The organism is Actinoplanes sp. NPDC026619 (assembly GCF_040638295.1).
GTDB lineage: Bacteria > Actinomycetota > Actinomycetes > Mycobacteriales > Micromonosporaceae > Actinoplanes.
Genome location: NZ_JBEZYA010000001.1, coordinates 934,187 through 954,211, shown reverse-complemented (window position 1 = coordinate 954,211; position 20,025 = coordinate 934,187). Strand labels below are relative to the sequence as shown.

General features: G+C 71.9%; 18 protein-coding genes. 7 read left to right on the top strand and 11 right to left on the bottom strand.

Annotation, left to right across the window (positions count from 1 at the left end):
• Positions 1-65: 65 nt before the first annotated feature.
• Positions 66-704 carry a hypothetical protein gene (locus AB0E90_RS04495; RefSeq protein WP_360398987.1) on the bottom strand — a complete coding sequence of 213 codons (639 nt, stop codon included), beginning with the start codon at positions 702-704 and terminating at the stop codon, positions 66-68.
• A gap of 59 nt (positions 705-763) precedes the next feature.
• Between AB0E90_RS04495 and AB0E90_RS04490 the strand changes: the two genes are divergently transcribed.
• Positions 764-2,218: a PLP-dependent aminotransferase family protein gene (locus AB0E90_RS04490; protein WP_360398984.1), complete on the top strand. Its 1,455-nt coding sequence runs from the start codon at positions 764-766 to the stop codon at positions 2,216-2,218.
• A 5-nt stretch (positions 2,219-2,223) separates the two neighbouring features.
• Here AB0E90_RS04490 and AB0E90_RS04485 read toward each other — a convergent pair whose 3' ends face one another.
• Both AB0E90_RS04485 and AB0E90_RS04480 read right to left on the bottom strand, forming a co-directional pair.
• Positions 2,224-3,987 carry an ABC transporter ATP-binding protein gene (locus tag AB0E90_RS04485; RefSeq protein ID WP_360398981.1) on the bottom strand — a complete coding sequence of 588 codons (1,764 nt, stop codon included), beginning with the start codon at positions 3,985-3,987 and terminating at the stop codon, positions 2,224-2,226.
• Positions 3,988-4,072: 85 nt separating this feature from the next.
• Positions 4,073-5,860 (bottom strand): ABC transporter ATP-binding protein, encoded by a 1,788-nt coding sequence (locus tag AB0E90_RS04480; RefSeq protein ID WP_360398978.1) that lies wholly within the window; start codon positions 5,858-5,860, stop codon positions 4,073-4,075.
• A gap of 108 nt (positions 5,861-5,968) precedes the next feature.
• On the opposite strand from AB0E90_RS04480, the gene AB0E90_RS04475 reads away from it, so the two are divergent.
• The gene (locus tag AB0E90_RS04475; protein ID WP_360398975.1) at positions 5,969-6,589 is read left to right on the top strand and encodes a TIGR03085 family metal-binding protein; all 621 of its coding nucleotides are present in this window, start codon (positions 5,969-5,971) and stop codon (positions 6,587-6,589) included.
• Between the two features lie 65 nt (positions 6,590-6,654).
• Complete coding sequence (locus AB0E90_RS04470; RefSeq protein WP_360398972.1) at positions 6,655-7,938, top strand: amino acid permease; 1,284 nt, start codon at positions 6,655-6,657, stop codon at positions 7,936-7,938.
• Here the strand turns inward: AB0E90_RS04470 and AB0E90_RS04465 are convergent.
• Complete coding sequence (locus tag AB0E90_RS04465) at positions 7,830-9,236, bottom strand: PLP-dependent aminotransferase family protein (protein ID WP_360398969.1); 1,407 nt, start codon at positions 9,234-9,236, stop codon at positions 7,830-7,832. The two genes, AB0E90_RS04470 and AB0E90_RS04465, sit on opposite strands and share 109 nt — an antisense overlap.
• Positions 9,237-9,431: 195 nt before the next feature.
• On the opposite strand from AB0E90_RS04465, the gene AB0E90_RS04460 reads away from it, so the two are divergent.
• Positions 9,432-10,670 (top strand): MFS transporter, encoded by a 1,239-nt coding sequence (locus tag AB0E90_RS04460; protein WP_360398966.1) that lies wholly within the window; start codon positions 9,432-9,434, stop codon positions 10,668-10,670.
• On the opposite strand, the gene AB0E90_RS04455 is transcribed toward AB0E90_RS04460, so the two are convergent.
• Positions 10,636-11,508 carry a carbohydrate kinase family protein gene (locus AB0E90_RS04455; protein ID WP_360398963.1) on the bottom strand — a complete coding sequence of 291 codons (873 nt, stop codon included), beginning with the start codon at positions 11,506-11,508 and terminating at the stop codon, positions 10,636-10,638. The genes AB0E90_RS04460 and AB0E90_RS04455 overlap by 35 nt on opposite strands.
• Positions 11,509-11,635: 127 nt before the next feature.
• Here AB0E90_RS04455 and AB0E90_RS04450 point away from each other — a divergent pair, with 127 nt between their 5' ends.
• Entirely contained in the window at positions 11,636-13,459 is a 1,824-nt protein-coding gene (locus tag AB0E90_RS04450; RefSeq protein WP_360398960.1) for a long-chain fatty acid--CoA ligase, read from the top strand.
• A gap of 39 nt (positions 13,460-13,498) precedes the next feature.
• Here AB0E90_RS04450 and rpsD read toward each other — a convergent pair whose 3' ends face one another.
• Entirely contained in the window at positions 13,499-14,107 is a 609-nt protein-coding gene (gene rpsD, locus AB0E90_RS04445; RefSeq protein WP_360398957.1) for a 30S ribosomal protein S4, read from the bottom strand.
• Between the two features lie 93 nt (positions 14,108-14,200).
• On the opposite strand from rpsD, the gene AB0E90_RS04440 reads away from it, so the two are divergent.
• Positions 14,201-14,926, top strand: a complete 726-nt coding sequence (locus AB0E90_RS04440; protein WP_360398954.1) for a DUF2470 domain-containing protein — start codon at positions 14,201-14,203, stop codon at positions 14,924-14,926.
• On the opposite strand, the gene AB0E90_RS04435 is transcribed toward AB0E90_RS04440, so the two are convergent.
• The 4 genes from AB0E90_RS04435 to AB0E90_RS04420 form a co-directional block, all read right to left on the bottom strand.
• The gene (locus AB0E90_RS04435; protein ID WP_360398951.1) at positions 14,923-15,522 is read right to left on the bottom strand and encodes a TetR family transcriptional regulator; all 600 of its coding nucleotides are present in this window, start codon (positions 15,520-15,522) and stop codon (positions 14,923-14,925) included. The two genes, AB0E90_RS04440 and AB0E90_RS04435, sit on opposite strands and share 4 nt — an antisense overlap.
• Before the next feature lie 9 nt (positions 15,523-15,531).
• Entirely contained in the window at positions 15,532-16,248 is a 717-nt protein-coding gene (locus AB0E90_RS04430) for an ABC transporter permease (RefSeq protein ID WP_360398948.1), read from the bottom strand.
• Positions 16,245-16,976: an ABC transporter ATP-binding protein gene (locus AB0E90_RS04425; RefSeq protein WP_360399480.1), complete on the bottom strand. Its 732-nt coding sequence runs from the start codon at positions 16,974-16,976 to the stop codon at positions 16,245-16,247. The genes AB0E90_RS04430 and AB0E90_RS04425 overlap by 4 nt, the downstream gene beginning before the upstream one ends.
• A 342-nt stretch (positions 16,977-17,318) precedes the next feature.
• Positions 17,319-17,921, bottom strand: coding sequence for a TetR/AcrR family transcriptional regulator (locus AB0E90_RS04420; protein ID WP_360398945.1), 603 nt, complete (start codon positions 17,919-17,921; stop codon positions 17,319-17,321).
• A gap of 292 nt (positions 17,922-18,213) precedes the next feature.
• Here AB0E90_RS04420 and AB0E90_RS04415 point away from each other — a divergent pair, with 292 nt between their 5' ends.
• Positions 18,214-18,960 carry an SDR family oxidoreductase gene (locus AB0E90_RS04415; RefSeq protein WP_360398942.1) on the top strand — a complete coding sequence of 249 codons (747 nt, stop codon included), beginning with the start codon at positions 18,214-18,216 and terminating at the stop codon, positions 18,958-18,960.
• A 92-nt stretch (positions 18,961-19,052) separates the two neighbouring features.
• Here the strand turns inward: AB0E90_RS04415 and AB0E90_RS04410 are convergent, their stop codons facing one another.
• The gene (locus AB0E90_RS04410) at positions 19,053-19,625 is read right to left on the bottom strand and encodes a hypothetical protein (RefSeq protein ID WP_360398939.1); all 573 of its coding nucleotides are present in this window, start codon (positions 19,623-19,625) and stop codon (positions 19,053-19,055) included.
• Between the last annotated feature and the right edge of the window lie 400 nt (positions 19,626-20,025).

Genomic DNA, 20,025 nt, shown 5'->3' with positions numbered 1-20,025 from the left:
AATGATGCCGCGCCGCGGGCCGCCCGGGAAGGAAATGTGTCCGGATGATCACCTCCCGGCGCCGGTCAGTCCACAGTGGCCAATCTCTCCGGGCGCGTTACCGGCACCATGCACAGCGGCAGGAAGAGGTGCACGAGCGGGCCGATGGCCAGGGCGTACCCGATCGTGCCGACTCCGGCCGTGCCGCCGAGCAGGAAACCGGCGCCGAGGACGATCAGCTCGATAGCCGTCCGGACCAGACGGATCGATAGTTTCGGGAATCGGTGCACGATGCCGGTCATCAGGCCGTCGCGCGGGCCGGTGCCGAAGCGGCTGCCGATGTAAAGCCCGGTCGCCAGGCCGTTGACCAGGATGCCGCCGACCAGGTAACCCACCCGGGCCGGGATGCCGTGCCCGGCCGGGAGCACCGCGAGGGCGCCGTCAACCGCGAAGCCGACGACGAACAGGTTGGCGATGGTGCCGAAGCCGGGACGCTGCCGGAGCGGGATCCAGAGCAGCAGGATCGGCACGCCGAGCAGGATCACGACCCAGCCGAAGCTGATCCCGGTCACCTCCGACAGCCCTTGGTGGAAGACGTCCCAGGGGGTGAGACCCAGGTCGGACTTCACCATCATGGCCATGCTCACGCCGTACAGCACCAGGCCGGTGAAGAGCTGGATCAGCCGCCTCGTGAGACGTCGATCTCCGTTGCCAGTTCGGGTCATGAGTGCCACTCTGAAGGCCAATTGCCCTCGGCTGAAGAGCCAATTTCTGGGAGGTGGCTGTGACGAGCACCGTAAGAGGCTCACAACTGGCCCGCCTGCTCGGTCAGTGGCACTCCCTGCCGGGCCGGCACCGCAGCCCCGACTACGCCGCTCTCGCCGCCGCCGTGCGCGGCCTGCTCAGCGACGGGCGGCTGCCGCTCGGCGTGCGCCTGCCCGCCGAGCGGGAGCTGGCCGAGGCCCTCGCGGTCAGCCGCACCACGGTCAGCGCCGCCTACCGGACCCTGCGGGAGACCGGGCACCTGACCAGCCGGCGTGGGGCCGGCAGCTGGACCACCCTGCCGAACGGGCACCGGGTGGCCACCTCCGGCCTGTGGGCGGCGGGCGACGACCGCGACATCATCGACCTCGGCGTGGCCGCCCACCGGGCGCCCGACGAGCTGCTCGCCGCGGCCCGGGCCGCCGTCGAGGACCTGCCGCGTTACCTGGGCAGCGCCGGTTACCACCCGACCGGGCTGGTCGAGCTGCGCGAGGCGGTCGCGGCCGGTTACACCGCCCGTGGGGTCGCGACCAGCGCCGAGCAGATCCTGATCACCGCGGGCACCCAGCAGGCGCTCGACCTGGTGCTGCGGATGTCCGTGCCGGCCGGCTCGCCGGTGCTGGTCGAGGCGCCCACCTACCCGAACGCGCTCGCCGCGCTGGCCGCCCGGCGGGCCCGGATCGCCACCCACGGCCTCGACACCGCCACCGGGTGGGACGCCGAGATGCTGCTGGGCGCCCTGCGGCAGGGGCGGCCGCGCTGCGCGTATGTGATTCCCGAGTTCCACAACCCCACCGGCCACCTGATGGACGCTGATCTGCGCGAGCGGCTGGTGGCCACCGCGCACACGGCCGGCACCGAGCTGATCGTCGACGAGTCGTTCGTGGACCTGCCGCTCGACGGCGGCGAGATGCCACCGCCGGTGGCCGTCTTCGACCGGCACTCCCGGGTCGTCTCGATCGGCGGGATGAGCAAGGCCTACTGGGGCGGCCTGCGGATCGGCTGGGTGCGGGCCTCGGCGCCGTTCGTGCAGCGCCTCGCGGCCATCCGGGTCGGCGTCGACATGGCCAGCCCGGTGCTGGAGCAGCTGGTCGGGGTGCGGTTGCTGGAGCAGTCCCAGCGCATCGTCGCGGCCCGCCGGGCCGAGCTGCGGTCCCGGCGGGACGTGCTGATCGCGGCCCTGCGCGAGCATCTGCCCGAGTGGACCTTCACGGTGCCGGGCGGCGGGGTGATGCTCTGGGCCGAGCTGGACGGGCCGATCTCCAGCGCCCTGGCCCGGGCCGCCGAGGACGTCGACGTCCGGCTCGCGCCGGGGCCGCGGTTCGGCCTCGACGGCACCCTCGAACGGTATCTGCGGTTGCCGTTCACCCTGCCGGAAGGTGTTCTGGTCGAGGCGGTGAAGCGGATCGCGTCGGTCCGCTACGACCTCGACCGCAGCTCCCGGCCGTCCTGGCGGGCCCCCGCCGTCATCGCCTGAGAGGGTCAGCGGGTCTGCTCCAGCCACGACGCGTAGAGCTTGGCGTAGATCGAGCCCTCCTCGGCGACCAGGGCCGCGTGCGGGCCGCGCTGCACCACCCGGCCGGCGTCGACCACGATCACCTCGTCGGCGGACTGGGCGGTGGACAGGCGGTGCGCGATCGCGACGGTGGTGCGGCCGCGGGTGACGGTGTCCAGGGCGCGCTGCAACCGCACCTCCGTCGCCGGGTCCACCGCGCTGGTGGCTTCGTCGAGGACGAGCAGGTCGGGGTCGGCGACGTACGCCCGGACCAGTGCGACCAGCTGCCGCTCGCCCACGCTGAGCGCCTCGCCGCGCTCGCCCACCGGGGTCTGCAGGCCGGCCGGCAGGCCGTCGGCCCAATCGGCCAGGCCGAGTTCGGCGAAGGCTGCCGACAGTTCGTCGTCGCTCAGCTCCGGTGCGGCGAACCGGACGTTTTCCGCGATGGTCGCGTCGAACAGGAAGCCGTCCTGCGGGACCATCACCACCCGGGACCGCAGCGAGGAGAACTTCACTGAGGTCAGCGGGGTGCCGGACAGCAGCACCTCGCCGGACGCCGGGTCCATCAGCCGGGTCAGCAGCTTCGCGAACGTGGTCTTGCCGCTGCCGGTCTCGCCGACCACCGCGACCTTCTTGCGGGCGGCCAGCGTCAGGTCGACGTCGGCCAGCACGATCGGCCCGCCGGGGTAGCGGAACGACACGTCGGCGAAGCGCACCGACAGCGGGCCCGGCGGCAGCTCGACGCCCCGGTCGTCGGGGTCGGCGACGTCCGGCTCCAGGTCGAGCACGTCGAGCACACGGCGCCAGCCGGCCACCGCGTTCTGCGCCTCGTTGAGCATGTCGGTGGCGATCTGCACCGGCTGGATGAACAGGGTGACGAGGAACAGGAACGCGGTCAGCTCGCCGACGCTGAGACCGCCGTCCACGCCCATCAGGGTGCCGATCACGACTACCGCGGCCAGGGCCAGACCGGCGCCGATCTCGCCCGAGGAGAAGCTGGTCACGCTGGTGCGCAGGGCCTTCTGCTGGGCGGAGCGCAGGCTTTCGATCGAGGTGTCCAGGCGCTGCCCGGTGCGGCCGCCGACGCCGTACGCCCGGATGACCGTCGCGCCGACGACGCTCTCCGCGACCGCGCCCAGCATGACGCCGGTCCGCTCGCGGACCGAGCGGTAGACCGCGGCGAGCCGCTTCTGGAAGAGCCGGATGATCACCACGGACGGACCGAAGGCGAGCAGTACGACGATGGTGAGCTGCCACGAGTAGAAGAGCATGACCAGCGTCGACACCAGCAGCTGGCCGGAGGAGAGCAGCAGCTGCACGCCGCCGAACTGCAGGAACAGGGAGATCTGGTCGACGTCGCTGGTCACCCGGGACACCATCGAGCCGCGCCGCTCGGACTGCTGGTGCAGCATCGACAGATCGTGGATGTGCCGGAACGTCCGGGACCGCAGGGCGCCGAGCGCGGTCTCGCTGACCGTGAACAGCCGGCGGGTCATCAGGTAACCGGCGATCGTGGAGATCACCAGCGCGACGAAGGTGATCGCCACGACCCGGATGACGAAGCCGAGGTCGGGGCCGCCGGCGCCGCGGATGCCGTGGTCGATGCCCTGCTGGACGGCGATCGGGACGGCGACCCGGCCACCCATCTGCACGAGGGCGAGCGCGATCGTGCCGGCCATGCCGGGGCGCAGCTCGGGGGAGAGCGACAGCCCCCGCTTCACCGTGGCGAGCGTGCCTTCCGCGGTGGTCATGCTGCGCTCACCTTTGGCCTGCCCTTCTGGCCCTCGCCTGCGACGCCGTTGCTCGGCGCGGCCGGGTGCCGCTCGGTGCAGGCGTTCATGCCTCGACCCTTTCCTGCTCGGCCTTCTCGTACGCGGTGACCAGGTCGGCGTAGCCCTCGTTGGTGGCGAGCAGGTCGGCGTGCGTGCCGGTGGCCACCACCTTGCCCTGCACCAGGTAGACGACCTCGTCGGCGAGCGCGATCGTGGCCCGGCGGTACGCGACCACCAGGATCGACGCGCCCGCGTCCCCGGAGCGCAGCGACCCGAGGATGGCCGCCTCCACGCGGGGGTCGACGGCGCTGGTCGCGTCGTCGAGGATCAGCAGCCGGGGATGGCCGGCGAGGGCCCGGGCCAGGGTGATCCGCTGGCGCTGGCCGCCGGAGAGCGAGGTGCCGCGCTCGCCGACCGCGGTGTCCAAGCCGTCGGGCAGCTTCTCGACGAAGCCATCGGCCTGGGCCAGGCGCAGCGCCGACCAGGCGTCGGCGTCGTCGAGGCCGTCGCGTTCGAGGTTGACGTTGCCGCGCACGGTGTCATCGAAGACGAACGGGATCTGCGGGACCAGCGCCGCGGCCCGGGCCAGCCCGGCCTCGGTCAGGTCCGGGGCCGGGACGTCGTCGATCGTGATCGTGCCGTCCGCCGGGTCGATCAGGCGGATGGCGAGGGACGCGATGGTGGACTTGCCCGATCCGGTCGGCCCCACCAGGGCAACGGTCTTGCCGGCCGGCACTTCGAAGCTGACATCGTGCAGGACGAGCGGGCCGTCGTCGTACCGGAAATCGATGTGGTGGAATTGAAGTTTTGCCGGATTTGTCGCAACAAGCTCGCGGGTCCCGTAGCGCAAATCGCCCGTTGCTGATAAAACGGCCTGCACCCGCTCCCAGCCCGCCACACTTCGCGGCAACTCGGCGACCACCCAGCCGATCGCCCGCACCGGGAAGGCCAGCACGGTGAACAGGAACGACACCGTGACCAGCTCGCTCACGCTGATCGCGCCGTTCTCCAGGCGCCAGGCGCCGAGCAGCAGCACGGCCAGCGTGCCGACGCTGGGCAGGCTGTCCATCACCGGGTCGAACAGGCCGCGCAGCCGGCCGACCGAGATCAGCGCGTCACGCAGCTCGGCCACGAAGACCGCGAAGCGCTGCGACTCGTCCTCCTCGCGGCCCATCGTCTTGACGACCAGGGCGCCGTCGAAGCTCTCGTGCGCCACCGCGCTGACCTTCGCGCGCATCTGCTGGGCGCGGATCTGCCGGGGCGACATGTAGCGCGAGTAGATGACGTTGAGCCCGAACAGCGACGGGAACAGCGCGACGCCGACCAGGGCGAGCACCCAGTCGGTGAGGAACAGCGCGATCACCGCCGCGAAGACCATGACGATGGTGCCGACCGCGAACGGGAACGGCGCGATCGGCACGAACGCGGCCTCGACGTCGGAGTTGGCGTTGGACAGCAGCGTGCCGGTGGCGTGCTTCTGATGCCAGGCCGGTGGCAGCGACAGGTAGCGGCGGGTCACCGCGCGGCGGTAGCGGGCCTGCAGCCGGAACTGCATGAAGCCGGCCCCGAGGCGGCGGCCGAAGATGCTGGCCACCCGCAGCACGCTGAGGCCGAGGAAGATCGCGGCGACCAGCACGAGCGACCCGGTGCTCGCCCGATGGTCGGCGAACGCGGGCACGACGACATCGCCGATCACGCCGCCCACCAGGTACGAGTTGGCGATGATCAGCAATCCGAAGACGCTGCTGCCGACCGCCCCGATGGTGAACAGGCGCGGCTCGGTCCGGATCGCCTGGCCGAGCACCCGCAGACCCCGTCCCAGCACGTCGCGGCTGGCCCTGCTGTGGCTCATTTCCTACCTGACTGGTAAGGGTGTGCCGGTAGAACCGGCCTTACCGACCCATCCTGCCGAACGGCCGCCGTCGTTTACACATGTGACCATGTGTCTACCATCACGTTCGTGACTGCCTTTGCTAAGAGCGAGCGTCATCAACTCGCCGATCTCCTGCTCCGGCTCGGCCCGGACGCACCGACCCTGTGTGCCGGCTGGACCACCCGTGACCTGGCCGCGCACCTGGTGGTGCGGGAGCGGCGACCTGATTCGGCCATCGGCATGCTGGTGCCGCCGCTACGCGAGCGGGGCGAACAGATCCGGCTGGCCAAGGCGGCCGAGCCGTTCGAGCTCGTCGTCGACCAGGTGCGCAATCCGCCCTGGTGGAGCCCGGTCAGCAACCCGCTGGTCGACGAGCTGGCCAACGCCGGTGAGTTCTTCATCCACCACGAGGACGTCCGGCGCGCCGCCGACGGCTGGGAGCCGCGCGACCTGAGCCGGGAGCAGGACGCGGCGCTGTGGCGCGGCGCCCAGTTCGCCGGGAAGATGGCCCTGCGCCGGGTGAAGATCCCGGCTCGGGTGGTCGAGTCCGGTGGCCTGGGCGAGTTCACGGTCGGGCCGGATCCGCAGGTCACGGTGCGTGGCTCGGCCGGCGAGCTGGCCCTGTTCCTGTCCGGCCGGCAGGGTGCGGCCCGGGTGGAGACGGACGGCCCCGACGAGCGGTTGCGGACGGTCCGCCTGGGTCTCTGATTGGCCCAACCGGATGCGGCGGAATTGGTCCGAACAGCGAGCCAATTTCGCCGTACGTTCGCGGTATGAAGCTTTCCGTGGCGCAGGGGACCGCGCTCAGCGTCGGCGCCGTCCTCGGCACCGGCGTGATCTCCATGCCCGCCCTCGCCGCCGAGGCGGCCGGACCGGCCTCGCTGGTCGCCTGGCTCGCCCTGATCCTGCTGTCGGCCCCGCTCGCCTGGACGTTCGCGGTGCTCGGCGCCCGCCACCCGGACAGCGGCGGCGTCTCGACCTACGTCCGGCTGGCGTTCGGGCCGAGCGCGGCCGCCGCCGTCGGCTGGTGTTTCTACTTCGCGGTGCCACTGGGCGCGCCCGCCGCGGCCGCGTTCGCCGGCGGTTACGTGGCCGACGTCGTCGGCGGCGGCGACACCACCGTGCTGATCACGTTCCTGTTCGTGGTCGGCCTGGTCTACGTCATGAACTGGTTCGGGCTGCGGATCTCCGGCCGGGTGCAGCTGGTGCTGACCGGCGTCCTGGCCGTGCTGCTGCTGATCACCGTGGTGACCGCGCTGCCGCACGCCCGGATCGGCAACCTGACCCCGTTCGCGCCGCACGGCTGGGCCGGGATCGGGGTGGCCGCGGCCGTGCTGGTGTGGGGTTTCGCCGGCTGGGAGGCGGTGTCGTCGCTGTCGCCCGACTACCGCAACCCGCGCCGGGACGTGCCACGGGCGACCGCGGTGGCGGTGGTCGTGGTCGGCGGCCTCTATCTCGCGGTCGCGGTGACCAGCGTGCTGGTGCTCGGGCCGGCGCTGGGGGACAGCCGGGCGCCGCTCGCCGACCTGCTCGCCGTCGGTGTCGGCGGGCCGGTGCGGGCGATCACCGCCGTGGTCGCGGTGCTGCTCACCATCGGGGCGGTCAATGCGTACCTGGCCGGGGCGTCCCGGCTCGGCACGGCCCTGGCCCGGGACGGCGCCCTGCCCGCCCGGGTCTTCGGCACCCAGCGCCGCTCGTTGACGTTCGTCCTGTTCGCCAGCCTCGGCTCGGTCCTGCTGCCGTTCCCGCTGCACACCTCGATGCTGCTGGTCACCGGCTGCTTCACGCTGGTCTACGTGCTCGGCACGGCGGCCGCGCTGCGACTGCTGCCGCGCGGCGCGTCCCGCGCCTGGGCGGCCGTCGCGTTCGTGGCGGTGATCGGGCTGCTCGTGCTCACCGGGCCGCCGGCGCTGCTGAGCCTGGTGGTGGCGGCCGGCGCGATCGGCTATCAGGCGTGGCGGGCCAGGAGGTCCGCGAAGATCGCGAGCCCCTCGTCGATCAGCGACGGGTCGGTCGCGCCGAACCCGAACACGAAGCCGGCCTGCGAGGTGGCGTAGGAGTATTCGGCCAGGTCCTCCACCGCCACACCGGCCGCGGCACACGCGGCGACCACCGGCGCCGCTTGAGTTCCGGCGTCCAGCAGTGCGGTCACGTGCAGGCCGGCCGCCGACGGCAGCACCGCGAGGCCGGGCATCGCGGCCAGCGCGGCGGCGATCCGGGCGTGCCGGCGGCCGTACTCACGGCCGGCCCGGCGCACGTGCCGGGCCAGCTGGCCGTCGTCGATGAACCGGGCCAGCGCGGCCTGGATCGGCGGGGAGCCGTAACCGTCGCCGAGCTGGCGGGCCGCGGCGAGGGCGTCCCGCAGCCCCGGCGGGGCCAGCACGAAACCGGTGCGCATCGACGGCAGCATGCTCTTGGAGAACGTGCCCGCGTAGATCACCCGGCCGGCCGTGTCCAGGCTGTGGAGCGGCTCGAGCGGCCGGGCCCGGTAGCGGAACTCGCTGTCGTAGTCGTCCTCGACGATCGCGGCGGCCCGCCGGCGCGCCCAGTCCAGCAGCTCGCGGCGGCGGGCCAGGCTCATCGCCCGGCCCAGCGGGAACTGGTGCGACGGGGTCGCGTAGACCAGCCGGCAGCCGGCCGGCAGCGCCGTCACCACCAGGCCCTGCTCGTCGACCGGCACGCACGCGACCCGGCAGCCGAGCGACTCGAACAGCATCCGGGCCGGCGGATAGCCCGGATCCTCGACCGCCACCGCGTCACCCGGTCGCAGCAGCACCCGGGCGATCAGGTCGAGCGCGTGCTGGGTGCCGTTGGTGATCACCACGTCGTCGGGGCCGGCCCGCAGCGACCGCGACACGCCCAGGTAGCGGGCGATCGCCGCGCGCAGGGCCGGATGCCCGGCCGGCGACGCGTACATGGCCGGGTTGTTCGCGCCGAGCCGCATTTCCGCGGTCACCAGGCGCCGCCAGGTGTCGAACGGGAACAACGTCGCGTCCGGGATGCCGGTGCGGAAGTCGTATCGCGGTGGCCGCTGATCGCCGCTGGTGGGGCGCGGTTTCCACGGCTCGCGGGGCCGCAGCGGGTCGGCCGGCGCCCGGCGCGGGCCGGGGGCCGCCGGGGTCGGCGCGACGAACGTGCCGGAACCCACCCGGGACACCAGGTAGCCCTCGGCGCCGAGGCGCTCGTAGGCGGTGGCCACGCTGCCGCGGGACACGCCGAGGTCGGCGGCCAGCGCCCGGGTCGGCGGCAGCCGGTGCCCCGCCGGGAGCCGGCCGTCCACGATGGCGGCCCGCAGCGCCCGGTAGACGAGCACCGTCTTCTCGCCGTTGCCGCCGGGTTCGAGAACGAGATCCACTCGCCCATTCTGGTATGAGCAAGGCGATATGCCGGCGTACGGCCGGACGCCACCTAATCTGTTGATCATGCGGAGCGGCGGTCGCCGCATTGGCGGGCCACGAGCCCGTAGGCGGCCGCCGACCGACTTGCGAGAATCGGTTCCGGTAAATATGTTGCGCTAGGTGACCGGGCTGCTACCCATCGGTGCCGAACGGTGAGCGGCCTGTGGCGTAACCGGGAGTTCAATCTCCTCTGGACCAGCCAGTCGCTCTCCGACCTCGGCGCGTCGATCGCGCAGCTCGCGGTCCCTTTGCTCGTGCTGGAGCTGACCGGCTCGCCGGTCAAGGCGGGCGTGGTCGGCACCACCGCACTCCTCGCCCGGCTCGCCGCCCGGCTGCCCGCCGGTGTCCTCGCCGACCGGATCGACCGTCGGCGCACGCTGCTGTTCTGCGATCTCGTCCGGCTGCTCGCGTTCGCCGCGCTCGCCGCCGCGATCGCCACCGGCCGGGCCGGCCTCGCCGTGATCATCGTGGTGGCGGTGCTCGACGCCGTCGGCAACGCCCTGTTCAGCACGGTCGAGTACGCCTCGCTGCGCAGCATCGTCCCGCCGGTGCAACTGCCGGCCGCGGTGGCCCGCAACGAGGCCCGGGCCTACGGCGCGTCGCTCGCCGGCCCGCCGCTGGGTGGCCTGCTCTTCGGTGTCGCGCCGTTCCTGCCCTTCCTCGGCAACGCGGTGTCCTATCTGTTCTCGCTGACCGGCGTCGCGCTGATCCGCCGGCCGATGCAGGCGCGCCGCGACCCCGACCCGCCCGGGCACGCGGCCGCGCTGGCCGAGGGGCTGCGCTTCGTCTTCGGCAACCCGTTCCTGCGGGCCGTGCTGGCCATCGCCGCGCCGTTGAACTTCGCGCTCAACGGCGCGGTCTTCACCATCATCGTCACGCTGCAGCAGCACCAGGTGCGGCCGGGCGTGATCGGCCTGACCGAGACGATCGTCGGGGCCGGCGGCCTGGCCGGCGCGCTGGCGGCGCCCGGCCTGCAGCGGTGGTTCCCGTTCCCGCGGCTGATCCGCTCGATCTGCTGGGCGTCGGCCGCCGTGCTGATCCCCAGCGCCTGGCTGACCACCAGCGTGGCCGCCGCGGTGCCGCTCGCCCTGGTCATCTTCATCGGGCCGGCCTGCAACGCGGCGCTCTTCGGCTATCAGGCCGCGATCACCCCGGACCACCTGCAGGGCCGGGTGCTCAGCGTGATCTTCATGTCCGCGATGTCGGCGTCGGCCGCCGCGCCGCTGCTGGCCGGGCTGATCGTGACGGCCTGGGGCAGTCAGGTCGCGATCGGCGTCTTCGCGGCGGCGGTGGCCGGGTCGGCGCTGATCGCGAGCCTGGCCGCGGGCATCCGCGACATGAAGCCGATCGACCAGGTCAGCGCCGTCTGGCCAGCTCGGACCGATCGATGAAGCAGCCGGCGCCGACCGGTCGCGTACAGGCAAATGCCCCGGCGATCGCCGCGTCGCGCAGGCATTCCTCGTCGCCGTCACCGGCCAGCCAGGCCGCCAGGAAGGCGGCGGCGAAGGCGTCGCCGGCGCCGTTGGTGTCGGTGACCGGCGCGCCCGGGTCCGCCGCCGGCTGATGCACGGCGCCGTCCCGGGTGTGCAGCGTGGCGCCCCGCGCGCCGTCGGTGACCAGCACCCGCGTCGCCACGCCCTCGGTCAGGATCCGCTCGGCGGCGCCGCCGGCGAGTTGCACGGCGCTCACGAAGACGAGATCGGCGCCGAGCGCGAAGTCCAGCTGATGGGGATTGGTGCCGTCCCAGTCATGCAGATCGGTGGAAATCGTCAAATTCAACGCGCGCAGCTCGGGAAGGAGGTGCCGCCCAAAATCCATGATCGTCAGGTGCACGTGCCCGAATTGTCCGAGGAGTGGCTCGTAGAGCGACGGCGGCAACCGGAATCCGGGCACGTCCCGGCCGTCATAGATGGAGAGCCGGCGGCCGTCCGGGGCCATCAGGTTGACGGCGCGCCGGGTTCCCGCCGGCGACACCGCCGTGTGCAGGGGAATTCCCCACTCGGCGAACGCCGCCGCCACCCGTCGCCCGGCGTCGTCATTGCCGATCGTGTCGGCCACCGCGACCGGCACGCCCAGCGTGTGCAGCGCGAGCGCCACGCAGGTGCCGGTGTGCGACACGTCGTCGTGGATGGGGCCGGTGGGCCGGGCCGAGTCCGCCCCGAGCACCGGCAACCCGGCCACCGGGACGACGGTATCGATCCCGGTTCCACCCACCACGAGAACGCCCATGCAATCGGACGTTACCGGCCAGTCGGTCGATAGACTCGTCGGTACTGGCTCTCCGGCCGCACTTTCAATACCCTCCGGTAACTAGTACGCAATAATCCCCCAGTCCAGGTTCGTAAGGCGGCGCCCGATGGCTCTCGACGTTCCCTACCGCTCGATCCCCGACATGTTCTTCAAGCGCGTGGCGGCGACCCCGAACGGTCAGGCGTTCGCGACGCCCAACGCCGACGACACCGGCATGGTCTGGCACACCTGGTCCGAGGTGGGGGAGCGGGCCACGCGCATCGCCGCCGGCCTGCGGGCGCTGGGTGTGGGCCTGGAGGACCGGGTCTCGATCCTGGCCGGCACCAGTTACGAGTGGATCCTGGCCGACCTCGGCATCAACTGCGCCGGCGCCGCGACCACCACGGTCTACCCGACCACCGAGCCGGAGGACGCGAGCTACATCATCGCCGACTCCGGTTCCCGGGTGCTGATCGCGGAAAATCCGAAGCAGGCCCTCAAGATCTCCGGCGCCACCACCAGCGTCACCCACGTGGTGCTGCTCGCCGGGCAGGCCGACGCCGGCGCCACCCCGCCGCAGCTGACCCTGGCCGAGCTGGAGGAGCGCGGCGAGGCCGCGCTGCGCGACAACCCGAAGCTGATCGAGCAGGTCCTCGACGAGGTCGGCCCCGACCACCTGGCCACCCTGATCTACACCTCCGGCACCACCGGCAAGCCCAAGGGCGTGCAGCTGCTGCACTACGGGTGGACCTGGGAGGGTGTCGCGCAGGAGGACCTGGGCCTGTTCGAGGCCACCGACCTGCAATACCTCTGGCTGCCGCTGTCCCACTCGTTCGGCAAGACGCTGCTGTGCGGCATCATCCACGTGGGCGTGCCGACTTATGTCGACGGCCGCGTCGACAAGCTGGTCGACATGCTCTCGGTGGTCAAGCCGACGCTGATGTGCGCGGCGCCCCGCATCTTCGAGAAGGTCTACAACAAGACCGTCACCACCGCGCTCGGTGGCGGCGGCGCCAAGGCCAAGATCTTCACCTGGGCGGTCGGCGTCGGGAAGCAGAAGGTCGCGCTCGACCAGGCCGGCAAGCCGGTGCCGGCCGGCCTGAAACTGAAATACGGCGTGGCCGAGCGCCTGGTCTTCTCGAAGCTCCAGGAGCGGCTCGGCGGCCGGCTGCGGGTGCTGGTCAGCGGCTCGGCGCCGCTGAGCCGGGACATCGCCGAGTTCTTCGCGGCCGCCAACCTTCCGATCATGGAGGGGTACGGCATGACCGAGAGCAGCGCCGCCAACTTCGTGAACCGGGCCGGCAAGCTCAAGATCGGCTCGGTCGGCCAGGCGCTCGGCGATCTGGAGTGCAAGATCGACTCGGACGGCGAGATCCTGCTCCGCGGCGCGCCGGTGATGCGGGGTTACCACAACCTGCCGAAGGAGACCGAGGAGACGTTCACCTCCGACGGCTTCCTGCGCACCGGCGACATCGGCGAGCTCGACGCCGACGGCTACCTCCGCGTCACCGACCGCAAGAAAGACCTGGTCAAGACGTCCGGCGGCAAATACATCGCCCCCTCGGCGATCGAGGGCATGTTCAAGGCCGTGTGCCCGTACACCTCACAGGCCGTGGTGGTCGGCCAGGCCCGCAACTTCGTCACGATGCTGATCTCGCTCGACGAGGACGCGATCGTCTCGTGGGCGGCGGGCGGCCCGCTCGACGGCAAGAGCTACGCCGAGATCTGCACCGCCGCCGAGACCCAGCAGCTGATCGATGGTTATGTCGCGGAGCTCAACGGCAAGCTCAACAAGTGGGAGACGGTGAAGAAGTTCGCCATCCTCCCGCGTGACCTGAGCATCGAGGCCGGCGAGATCACCCCGTCCATGAAGATCAAGCGGCGCAGCGTGGAGTCCAACTTCTCCGCCGAGATCGACAAGATGTACGAGGGCAGCCTCGCCCAGATCTGACGCTTGTGTGGGCCTCCGCGGAGGCCCCCACAAGAACCATCAGCGAGCGTAGAACTCGACCACGAGCTGCTCGTCGCACATCACCGGGATCTCCTTGCGCTCCGGCAGCCGCAGCACCGTGGCGCGCAGGTCCTCGAGCGCGGTCGAGAGATACGGCGCCGTCGGTCCGTCCAGGTGCGCGCCGGCCGCGGCGATCTGGAACGGCGGCTTCTGCCGGCTCTTCTCCTTCACCTGCACGACCTGGCCCGGCTTGAGCCGGTAGGCCGGCCGGTCGACCTTCTCGCCGTCGACCGTGAAGTGGCCGTGCACGACGAGCTGGCGGGCCTGGTAGATCGTGCGGGCCATGCCGGACCGGACGACGATCGCGTCGAGCCGGCGCTCGAGCAGGGTGACCATGGTCTCGCCGGTCTTGCCCTCGGCGCGGTGGGCGTCGTCGTACGCCCGGCGCATCTGGGTCTCGCTGATGTTGTACTGGTGCCGCAGGCGCTGCTTCTCCAGCAGGCGAACCTGGTAGTCGGAGGCCTTACGCCGCGAGCGCCCGTGCACGCCCGGCGGGAACGGCCGCTTCTCGAAGTACTTCACGCACTTCGGCGTCAGCGGTATGCCGAGGGCACGGGAAAGCTTGGCTTTAGGCCTTGAGTTGTTCATGAAGTCTCCGGGAGTCTCTTGCGCTCGAGGCAGGTGTTACGGTTAGCCTCACCTTACTAAGGCAAGCCTAACCGTTGCTCGGAGGTACCACGCATGCAGCCCAGCCACGCCGAGGTCGCACGGACCCTCGCTGCCGGGCACCTGCCCGCCGTCGCGCACGTCGCCTGCGGGCCCGGGCCACTCCCGGTGCGCCACGTGACCGACGCGCACGGCCGGGTGCTGCTGCTGTCGCCCGCCGACGGCGCGTTCGCCCTGGCCACCCGCCCGCAGCCGGGCGCCGACGACATCGCGATGGTCCTCGACATCACCGACGTGCCGCCGATGGCCGGCTCGCCCGCACTGGGCCGGGTGTGGGTTTCCGGCTGGGTCACCACCGTCGAGGGGGACGAGCTGCGCCAGGCCGTCCTCGACTACGCCGACGTCGACGCCACCGGCGACCTGCTCGACGTGGGCGACACCAAGGTGCTGCACCGGATGGACATCGCCGAGGTGCGTTACGAGCGCAACGAGAACCTGGTCGACGTCGACCCCGACGAGTTCGCCGAGGCCACCCCCGACCCGCTGCGGCAGATCGAGTTCGACCTGATCGCCGATCTGGCCGACCACCACCTCGACGAGATGAGCGCCTACGTGCGCCGCCAGCTCGGTTCGGCGTTCCAGCCGAAGAGCGAGCCGCGGGTGGTGCGGCTGGACCGTTACGGCTTCATGGTCCGCCTCGACGACAAGCTGGCCCGGCTCGGCTTCCCGCGCCCGGTGACCGACCGGCACGACCTGGCGCACCTGCTTCACCCGGTGCTCTGCCACCGCTGCGGTCACTAAATTTTGGGCAGCGGCCCGTCCAGGAAGCGCTGCACGTTCGGCCCGATCGCGGCGACCAGCACCTCGGGGTCGAGGCCGGCCAGCGGCTCGATCTTCAGGACGTACCGCGTCACCATCAGCCCGGCGATCTGGGTGGCCACGAGACCCGACCGCAGGGGCGCCTCGGCCGGGTCGTCGATCAGCTCGCTCACGGCCCGGCGCAGGATCTGGGTGACCACGAACTCGCGCAGCAGCCGCGCCGTCCACTCGTTGCTCAGCGCCGAGCGGAAGACGGCGAGGGCCGCGGCCCCGGCCGGCGAGTCCCACACGCTCAGCGCCAGCCGGACCAGTCGCTCACCGGCGGCGTCCCGCGGGCCGGAAAGTGCCTGCGGGATCAGCTCACCCGGGTTGATCGGCGCGTTCATCACCGCGAGGAACAGCTTCTCCTTGGTGCCGAAATAGTGGTGCACCAGGGCCGGATCGACGCCGGCGTCACCCGCGATGGCGCGGATCGACGCCCCGTCGTAACCCTTCTCGGCGAATGCCTGGCGGGCGGCCTCCAGAATGGACGACCGGGTGTCCTGATTGCCCGGCCGACGCCCGCTGCGCTTCACCAATCAAGACTCCTAAGCTGTGCGCCGCCGCAGCGTGGCGGCGGCCAGGATCAGTGCCACCAGCGCCGCGCCGGCCACGATGACCAGGTCGCGCCACATCGTGGCGTCGGCGTCGGCGCGGGTCAGTGCCTCGACCGCATAGGTGAGCGGCAGCGCGTCGCTGATCGCCTGGAGCCAGCCGGCCATCTGACCGCGCGGCACGAACAGCCCGCACAGCAGGATCTGCGGCACGACCACCACCGGTAGGAACTGTACGGCCTGGAACTCGGTGCGGGCGAAGGCGCTGCACAGCAGGCCGAGCGCCACCCCGAGCACGGCGTCGACCACCGCGATCAGCAGCACCAGGCCGGTGTTCGTCGTGGTGTCCAGCCCGAGCAGCCAGTAGGCGACGCCGGTCGCGACCGCCCCCTGCACGGCCGCCGCGAGGGAGAAGGCCAGCCCGTACCCGAAAAGCAGGTCGGTCTTGCGCAGCGGCGTGGTGAGCAGCCGTTCGAGGGTGCCGCTGGTGCGCTCGCGCAGCATCGCGATGCTGGTCACCAGGAACATGATGGTGAACGGGAAGATCCCCAGCATGACCAGGGCGACCCGGTCGAAGGTGCGCGGCGCGTCGGAGTACATGAAATAGAGGAGCGCCAGCAGCACCGACGGCACCACCAGCAGCAGGGCCACGGTCCGCCGGTCGTGCCGCAGTTGCCGCAGGATGCGCCCGGCGGTGCTGAGCGCGATCATGCCGCCACCTCCGCCTGCTCGCGGATGAGCCGCAGGAAGGCCTCCTCGAGATCGTCGGTGCCCGCGGATGCCCGGATCGCGGCCGGCGTGCCGTCACCGATCAGCAGCCCGTCCCGGATGAGCAGCAGCCGGTCGCAGCGCCCGGCCTCGTCCATCACATGGCTGGACACCAGCAGCGTGGTGCCGCCGGCGGCCAGCGCGTGGAACCTCTCCCACAGATCGGCCCGCAGCACCGGATCCTGCCCCACGGTCGGCTCGTCGAGCACCAGCAGCCGCGGCTTGCCGATCATCGCGCACGCGAGCGACGCCCGGCTGCGCTGCCCACCGGAAAGATTCCCGACGAGCTGCCCCGCCGCGCCACCCAGCCCGACACCGGCGACGGCTTCCTCGGCCGCGGCCGCCCCGAGCCCGTAGAGCGAGGCGAAATACCGCGCATTTTCCCGCACCGTCAGATCCGCATAGACGCTCGGCGCCTGCGTCACATAACCCACGCTGCGGCGCAGCGCGGCACTCCCGGCCGGCTCACCGAGCACGGTCACCGTCCCGGATCTCACGATCTGCACCCCGACCACCGCCCGGATCAGCGTGGTCTTCCCGCTTCCGCTCGGCCCGAGCAGCCCGGTCACACTGCCCGCCGGCACGTCGCAGCTGATCCCGTGCAACACCCGCCGCCGTCCTCGCTCCACCACGAGATCACGGACTTCGATCATCACGTCCTCCAATTTCATCACGCGTTGAGTTCAACGCTAGATGAATTCCACGACCAGAAGAAGACCCCATCGCAAATACGGCCTGGCCCAGCCCCGTGACCACCGAAAAGCCAGGACCCCGGCCCCGGCCGCCGCGGCCCACCGGCCCGCCGCGTCCCCGGCCTTCCCCAGCCAAGCTCCGCCCCGGCGACGACACCGCAGCCGCCGCCGAGTCATGCCAGGTCGCGGCCGTCGGGGTGAGTTCGGTGTCGTGCTGGGCCGCCGGTTCGCGGTTGCCGAAGTCAGTTCGGCGTCGCCGGCTCGCGTCGGCCGCGGGTCAGTTCCGTGGCGTGCTGGGCCGCCGGTGCGCTGCCGGCGCGGTCAGTTCCGTGTCGTGCTGGCCTGCAGGTTCTCGATCGCCACGTCCAGCGCCGCCTCGAGGTTGCCGATCTCACCGGTGCTCAGGAAGACGACCACGCCACCCTGGATGCCGGCGATCAGCGCGGCCGCCGCCCGCCCGGCGTCGACCGAGGACGCGATCGCGCCGGTCGACTGCATCGCCCGGATCCCCGTGACGACGGCCTCCTGCCAGCGCCGGAGCAACTCCCGGGTGACCGCCTGGGCGCCGGGGGAGCGGCCGCTCATCTGCCCGAGCAGCGAGTTGAGCGGGCACTCCGGCCCCTGCGCCAGATAGCGCCGCACCACGCTGTCCCGCCACGCCTGCCAGGACGGCCAGGAGGTGAGCTCACCGAGCATCGGCTGCTGGTCCTCGAGCACCTGATCGGCCTCGTGCCGGGCCACCGCCAGGAGCAACTCCTCCTTGCCACCCGGAAAGTAGTGGAACAGCTGACTCTTGCTGGTGCGGGTGCGGGCCATCACGTCCTCGAGCCGGGTAGCGGCGGCCCCCCGTTCCCGAATCTCCGCAGCCGCCCCGACAACGATGCGCGTGCGCGTCTGCTCCCCCTTGCGGGTCAGCACGGTCATGGACAGCCCTCCACTTCTGGACTTGCGAGTCCAATCCTAGCGACGCAGTCTGGTCCTCGCGAGGCGCGACCAGGTCTTGTCGGCGGCGCGACCAGGTCTTGTCGGCGGCGCGACCAGGGTCGTGTCGGCGGCGCGACCAGGTCTTGTCGGCGGCGCGACCAGGGTCGTGTCGGCGGCGCGACCTCGGCCCGGCCGGTGGCGCGTCTGGGGTCTTGCCGACGGCGAGGCCTGGGTCTTGCCGTCGGCGTGATCCGCGCCTCGCGGAAGCAGATTGACGAATGGAGACAGCACCATGACCGCATCCCTGAACGGCCGGACCGCTCTGGTCACCGGCTCCACCGATGGCATCGGCGCCGCCATCGCCCGCACCCTCGCTGACGCCGGCGCGCACGTCGTGGTGAGTGGGCGGGACTCTGCCCGCGGCGAGAAGGTGGTGGCCGGCATCGCCGAGCGCGGCGGCAGCGCCACCTTCGTGCGGGCCGATCTGGCCGAGGGCGGCCCGGCCGTGCGCGCCCTGGCCGACGCGGCCGGCCCGGTCGACATCCTGGTCAACAACGCCGCCCTGCTGATCACCCCGGCGCCGACCGCCGACGTGCCCGAGGAACTGATCGACCGGGCCCTCGCGGTCAACGTGAAGGCGGCGTTCCTACTCACCGGCGTGATCGCCCCGGCCATGGCGGCGCGCGGCGGCGGCGCCATCGTCAACATGGGCTCGATCAACGGCCTCGGCGGCACCGCGCACTCCGCGCTCTACAGCGTCACCAAGGCCGCGATGCACTCACTGACCATGTCGTTCGCCGACGAATACGCCTCCCAGGGCGTCCGCGTCAACGCCGTCGCCCCTGGCCCGACCATGACCGACAAGGTGGCCGGCATGGGCGAGCACATCACCGCCATGGTGGCCCGCTTCCCGTCCCGGCGGGCCAACACCCCCGACGAGGTCGCCCGGGCCGTGCTCTTCCTGGCCGGCGACGACGCCGCGAACGTCCACGGCGCCGTCCTCCCGGTCGACGGCGGGGCCGCCGCGAAAGCCCTCTGACGACCACCCGAGCCCGAAGGCCACGCGCGCAGCCCCGACCCCAATTTCCTGAAATCCTGGAAATCGGTGTGATGCCGGGCGTGGCAGATTCTCTAGAGCGCCAGGATGCGGTCGAGGAACTCGCGGTAGCCCCGCATCGCCATCCGCATGCTCTCGGTGTCCGGGGTGACGTTGCCGCGCAGCGGGTCCAGCTCGTCGCGCTCGGCCAGCAGCGCCTCGGTCAGCTCGTTGACCGCGTCGGTGAGCAGGTCGTGCGCCCGGGTCAGCGCCCGGACCGGGTCGTCGACGAACTCGGCCTTCACCTCGTGCCAGGCGGCCCGGAAGTGCCGGGTGGCGTCGTCGTCCCAGAAGGCGATGTGCCCGGCCTCGACGTCGCCGGGGCGCATCGGCTGGTCGTCGAAGCCCTCGTCGTCGTCGATGTCCGGCGCGGCGCGGCGGCCGCGGCGGGCCGGCTCGGCGTCCTCGAGGGTGTTCGAGCGGCGCGGCGCCGGCGGGCGCAGGTCCTCGTCCCACGCGCGGCGGGCGGCCTCCTCGGCGGCGGTGCGCACGGCGGCGACGGCCTCGGCCGCGGACGGCCGCGGCGCGCCCGGGTCGAAGGTCTCGGCCGGCACGGACGGCGGCGTCACGGTCGGCCGCAGGCCGTCCAGCTCGATGGCCGGCTTCACCGGCGCGGACGCCTGCGCCGGCCCGGAGACTTGGACCGGCGCGGAGTTCTGGGCCGACCCGAACGTCGAGGCGGATCCGAACGTCGGAGTCGCTCCGAAAGTCGGGGTCGCTCCAGAAGTCGGAGCCGATCCGAACGTCCCGGTCGAGCCGGAAGTCGGAGCCGATCCGAACGTCCCGGTCGAGCCGGAAGTCGGAGTCGACCCGAACGTCGGGGTCCCGCCGGAATTAGGGGCTGAGCCGGGAGTCGGAGTCGACCCGAATGTCGGGGTCGCGCCGGAAGTCGGGGCTGAGCCGGGAGCCGGGGTCGACCCGAATGTCGGGGTCGCGCCGGAAGTCGGGGCTGAGCCGGGAGCCGGGGTCGACCCGAATGTCGGGGTCGCGCCGGAAGTCGGGGCTGAG

What these genes read in the sequence shown, in the direction of transcription:
- AB0E90_RS04425 (WP_360399480.1), bottom strand. Translation starts at nt 16,976, where the DNA reads ATGAAATTGGAGGACGTGATGATCGAAGTCCGTGATCTCGTGGTGGAG.
- AB0E90_RS04440 (WP_360398954.1), top strand. Translation starts at nt 14,201, where the DNA reads ATGCAGCCCAGCCACGCCGAGGTCGCACGGACCCTCGCTGCCGGGCAC.
- AB0E90_RS04470 (WP_360398972.1), top strand. Translation starts at nt 6,655, where the DNA reads ATGAAGCTTTCCGTGGCGCAGGGGACCGCGCTCAGCGTCGGCGCCGTC.
- AB0E90_RS04430 (WP_360398948.1), bottom strand. Translation starts at nt 16,248, where the DNA reads ATGATCGCGCTCAGCACCGCCGGGCGCATCCTGCGGCAACTGCGGCAC.
- AB0E90_RS04495 (WP_360398987.1), bottom strand. Translation starts at nt 704, where the DNA reads ATGACCCGAACTGGCAACGGAGATCGACGTCTCACGAGGCGGCTGATC.
- AB0E90_RS04415 (WP_360398942.1), top strand. Translation starts at nt 18,214, where the DNA reads ATGACCGCATCCCTGAACGGCCGGACCGCTCTGGTCACCGGCTCCACC.
- rpsD (WP_360398957.1), bottom strand. Translation starts at nt 14,107, where the DNA reads ATGAACAACTCAAGGCCTAAAGCCAAGCTTTCCCGTGCCCTCGGCATA.
- AB0E90_RS04455 (WP_360398963.1), bottom strand. Translation starts at nt 11,508, where the DNA reads ATGGGCGTTCTCGTGGTGGGTGGAACCGGGATCGATACCGTCGTCCCG.
- AB0E90_RS04420 (WP_360398945.1), bottom strand. Translation starts at nt 17,921, where the DNA reads ATGACCGTGCTGACCCGCAAGGGGGAGCAGACGCGCACGCGCATCGTT.
- AB0E90_RS04480 (WP_360398978.1), bottom strand. Translation starts at nt 5,860, where the DNA reads ATGAGCCACAGCAGGGCCAGCCGCGACGTGCTGGGACGGGGTCTGCGG.
- AB0E90_RS04450 (WP_360398960.1), top strand. Translation starts at nt 11,636, where the DNA reads ATGGCTCTCGACGTTCCCTACCGCTCGATCCCCGACATGTTCTTCAAG.
- AB0E90_RS04485 (WP_360398981.1), bottom strand. Translation starts at nt 3,987, where the DNA reads ATGACCACCGCGGAAGGCACGCTCGCCACGGTGAAGCGGGGGCTGTCG.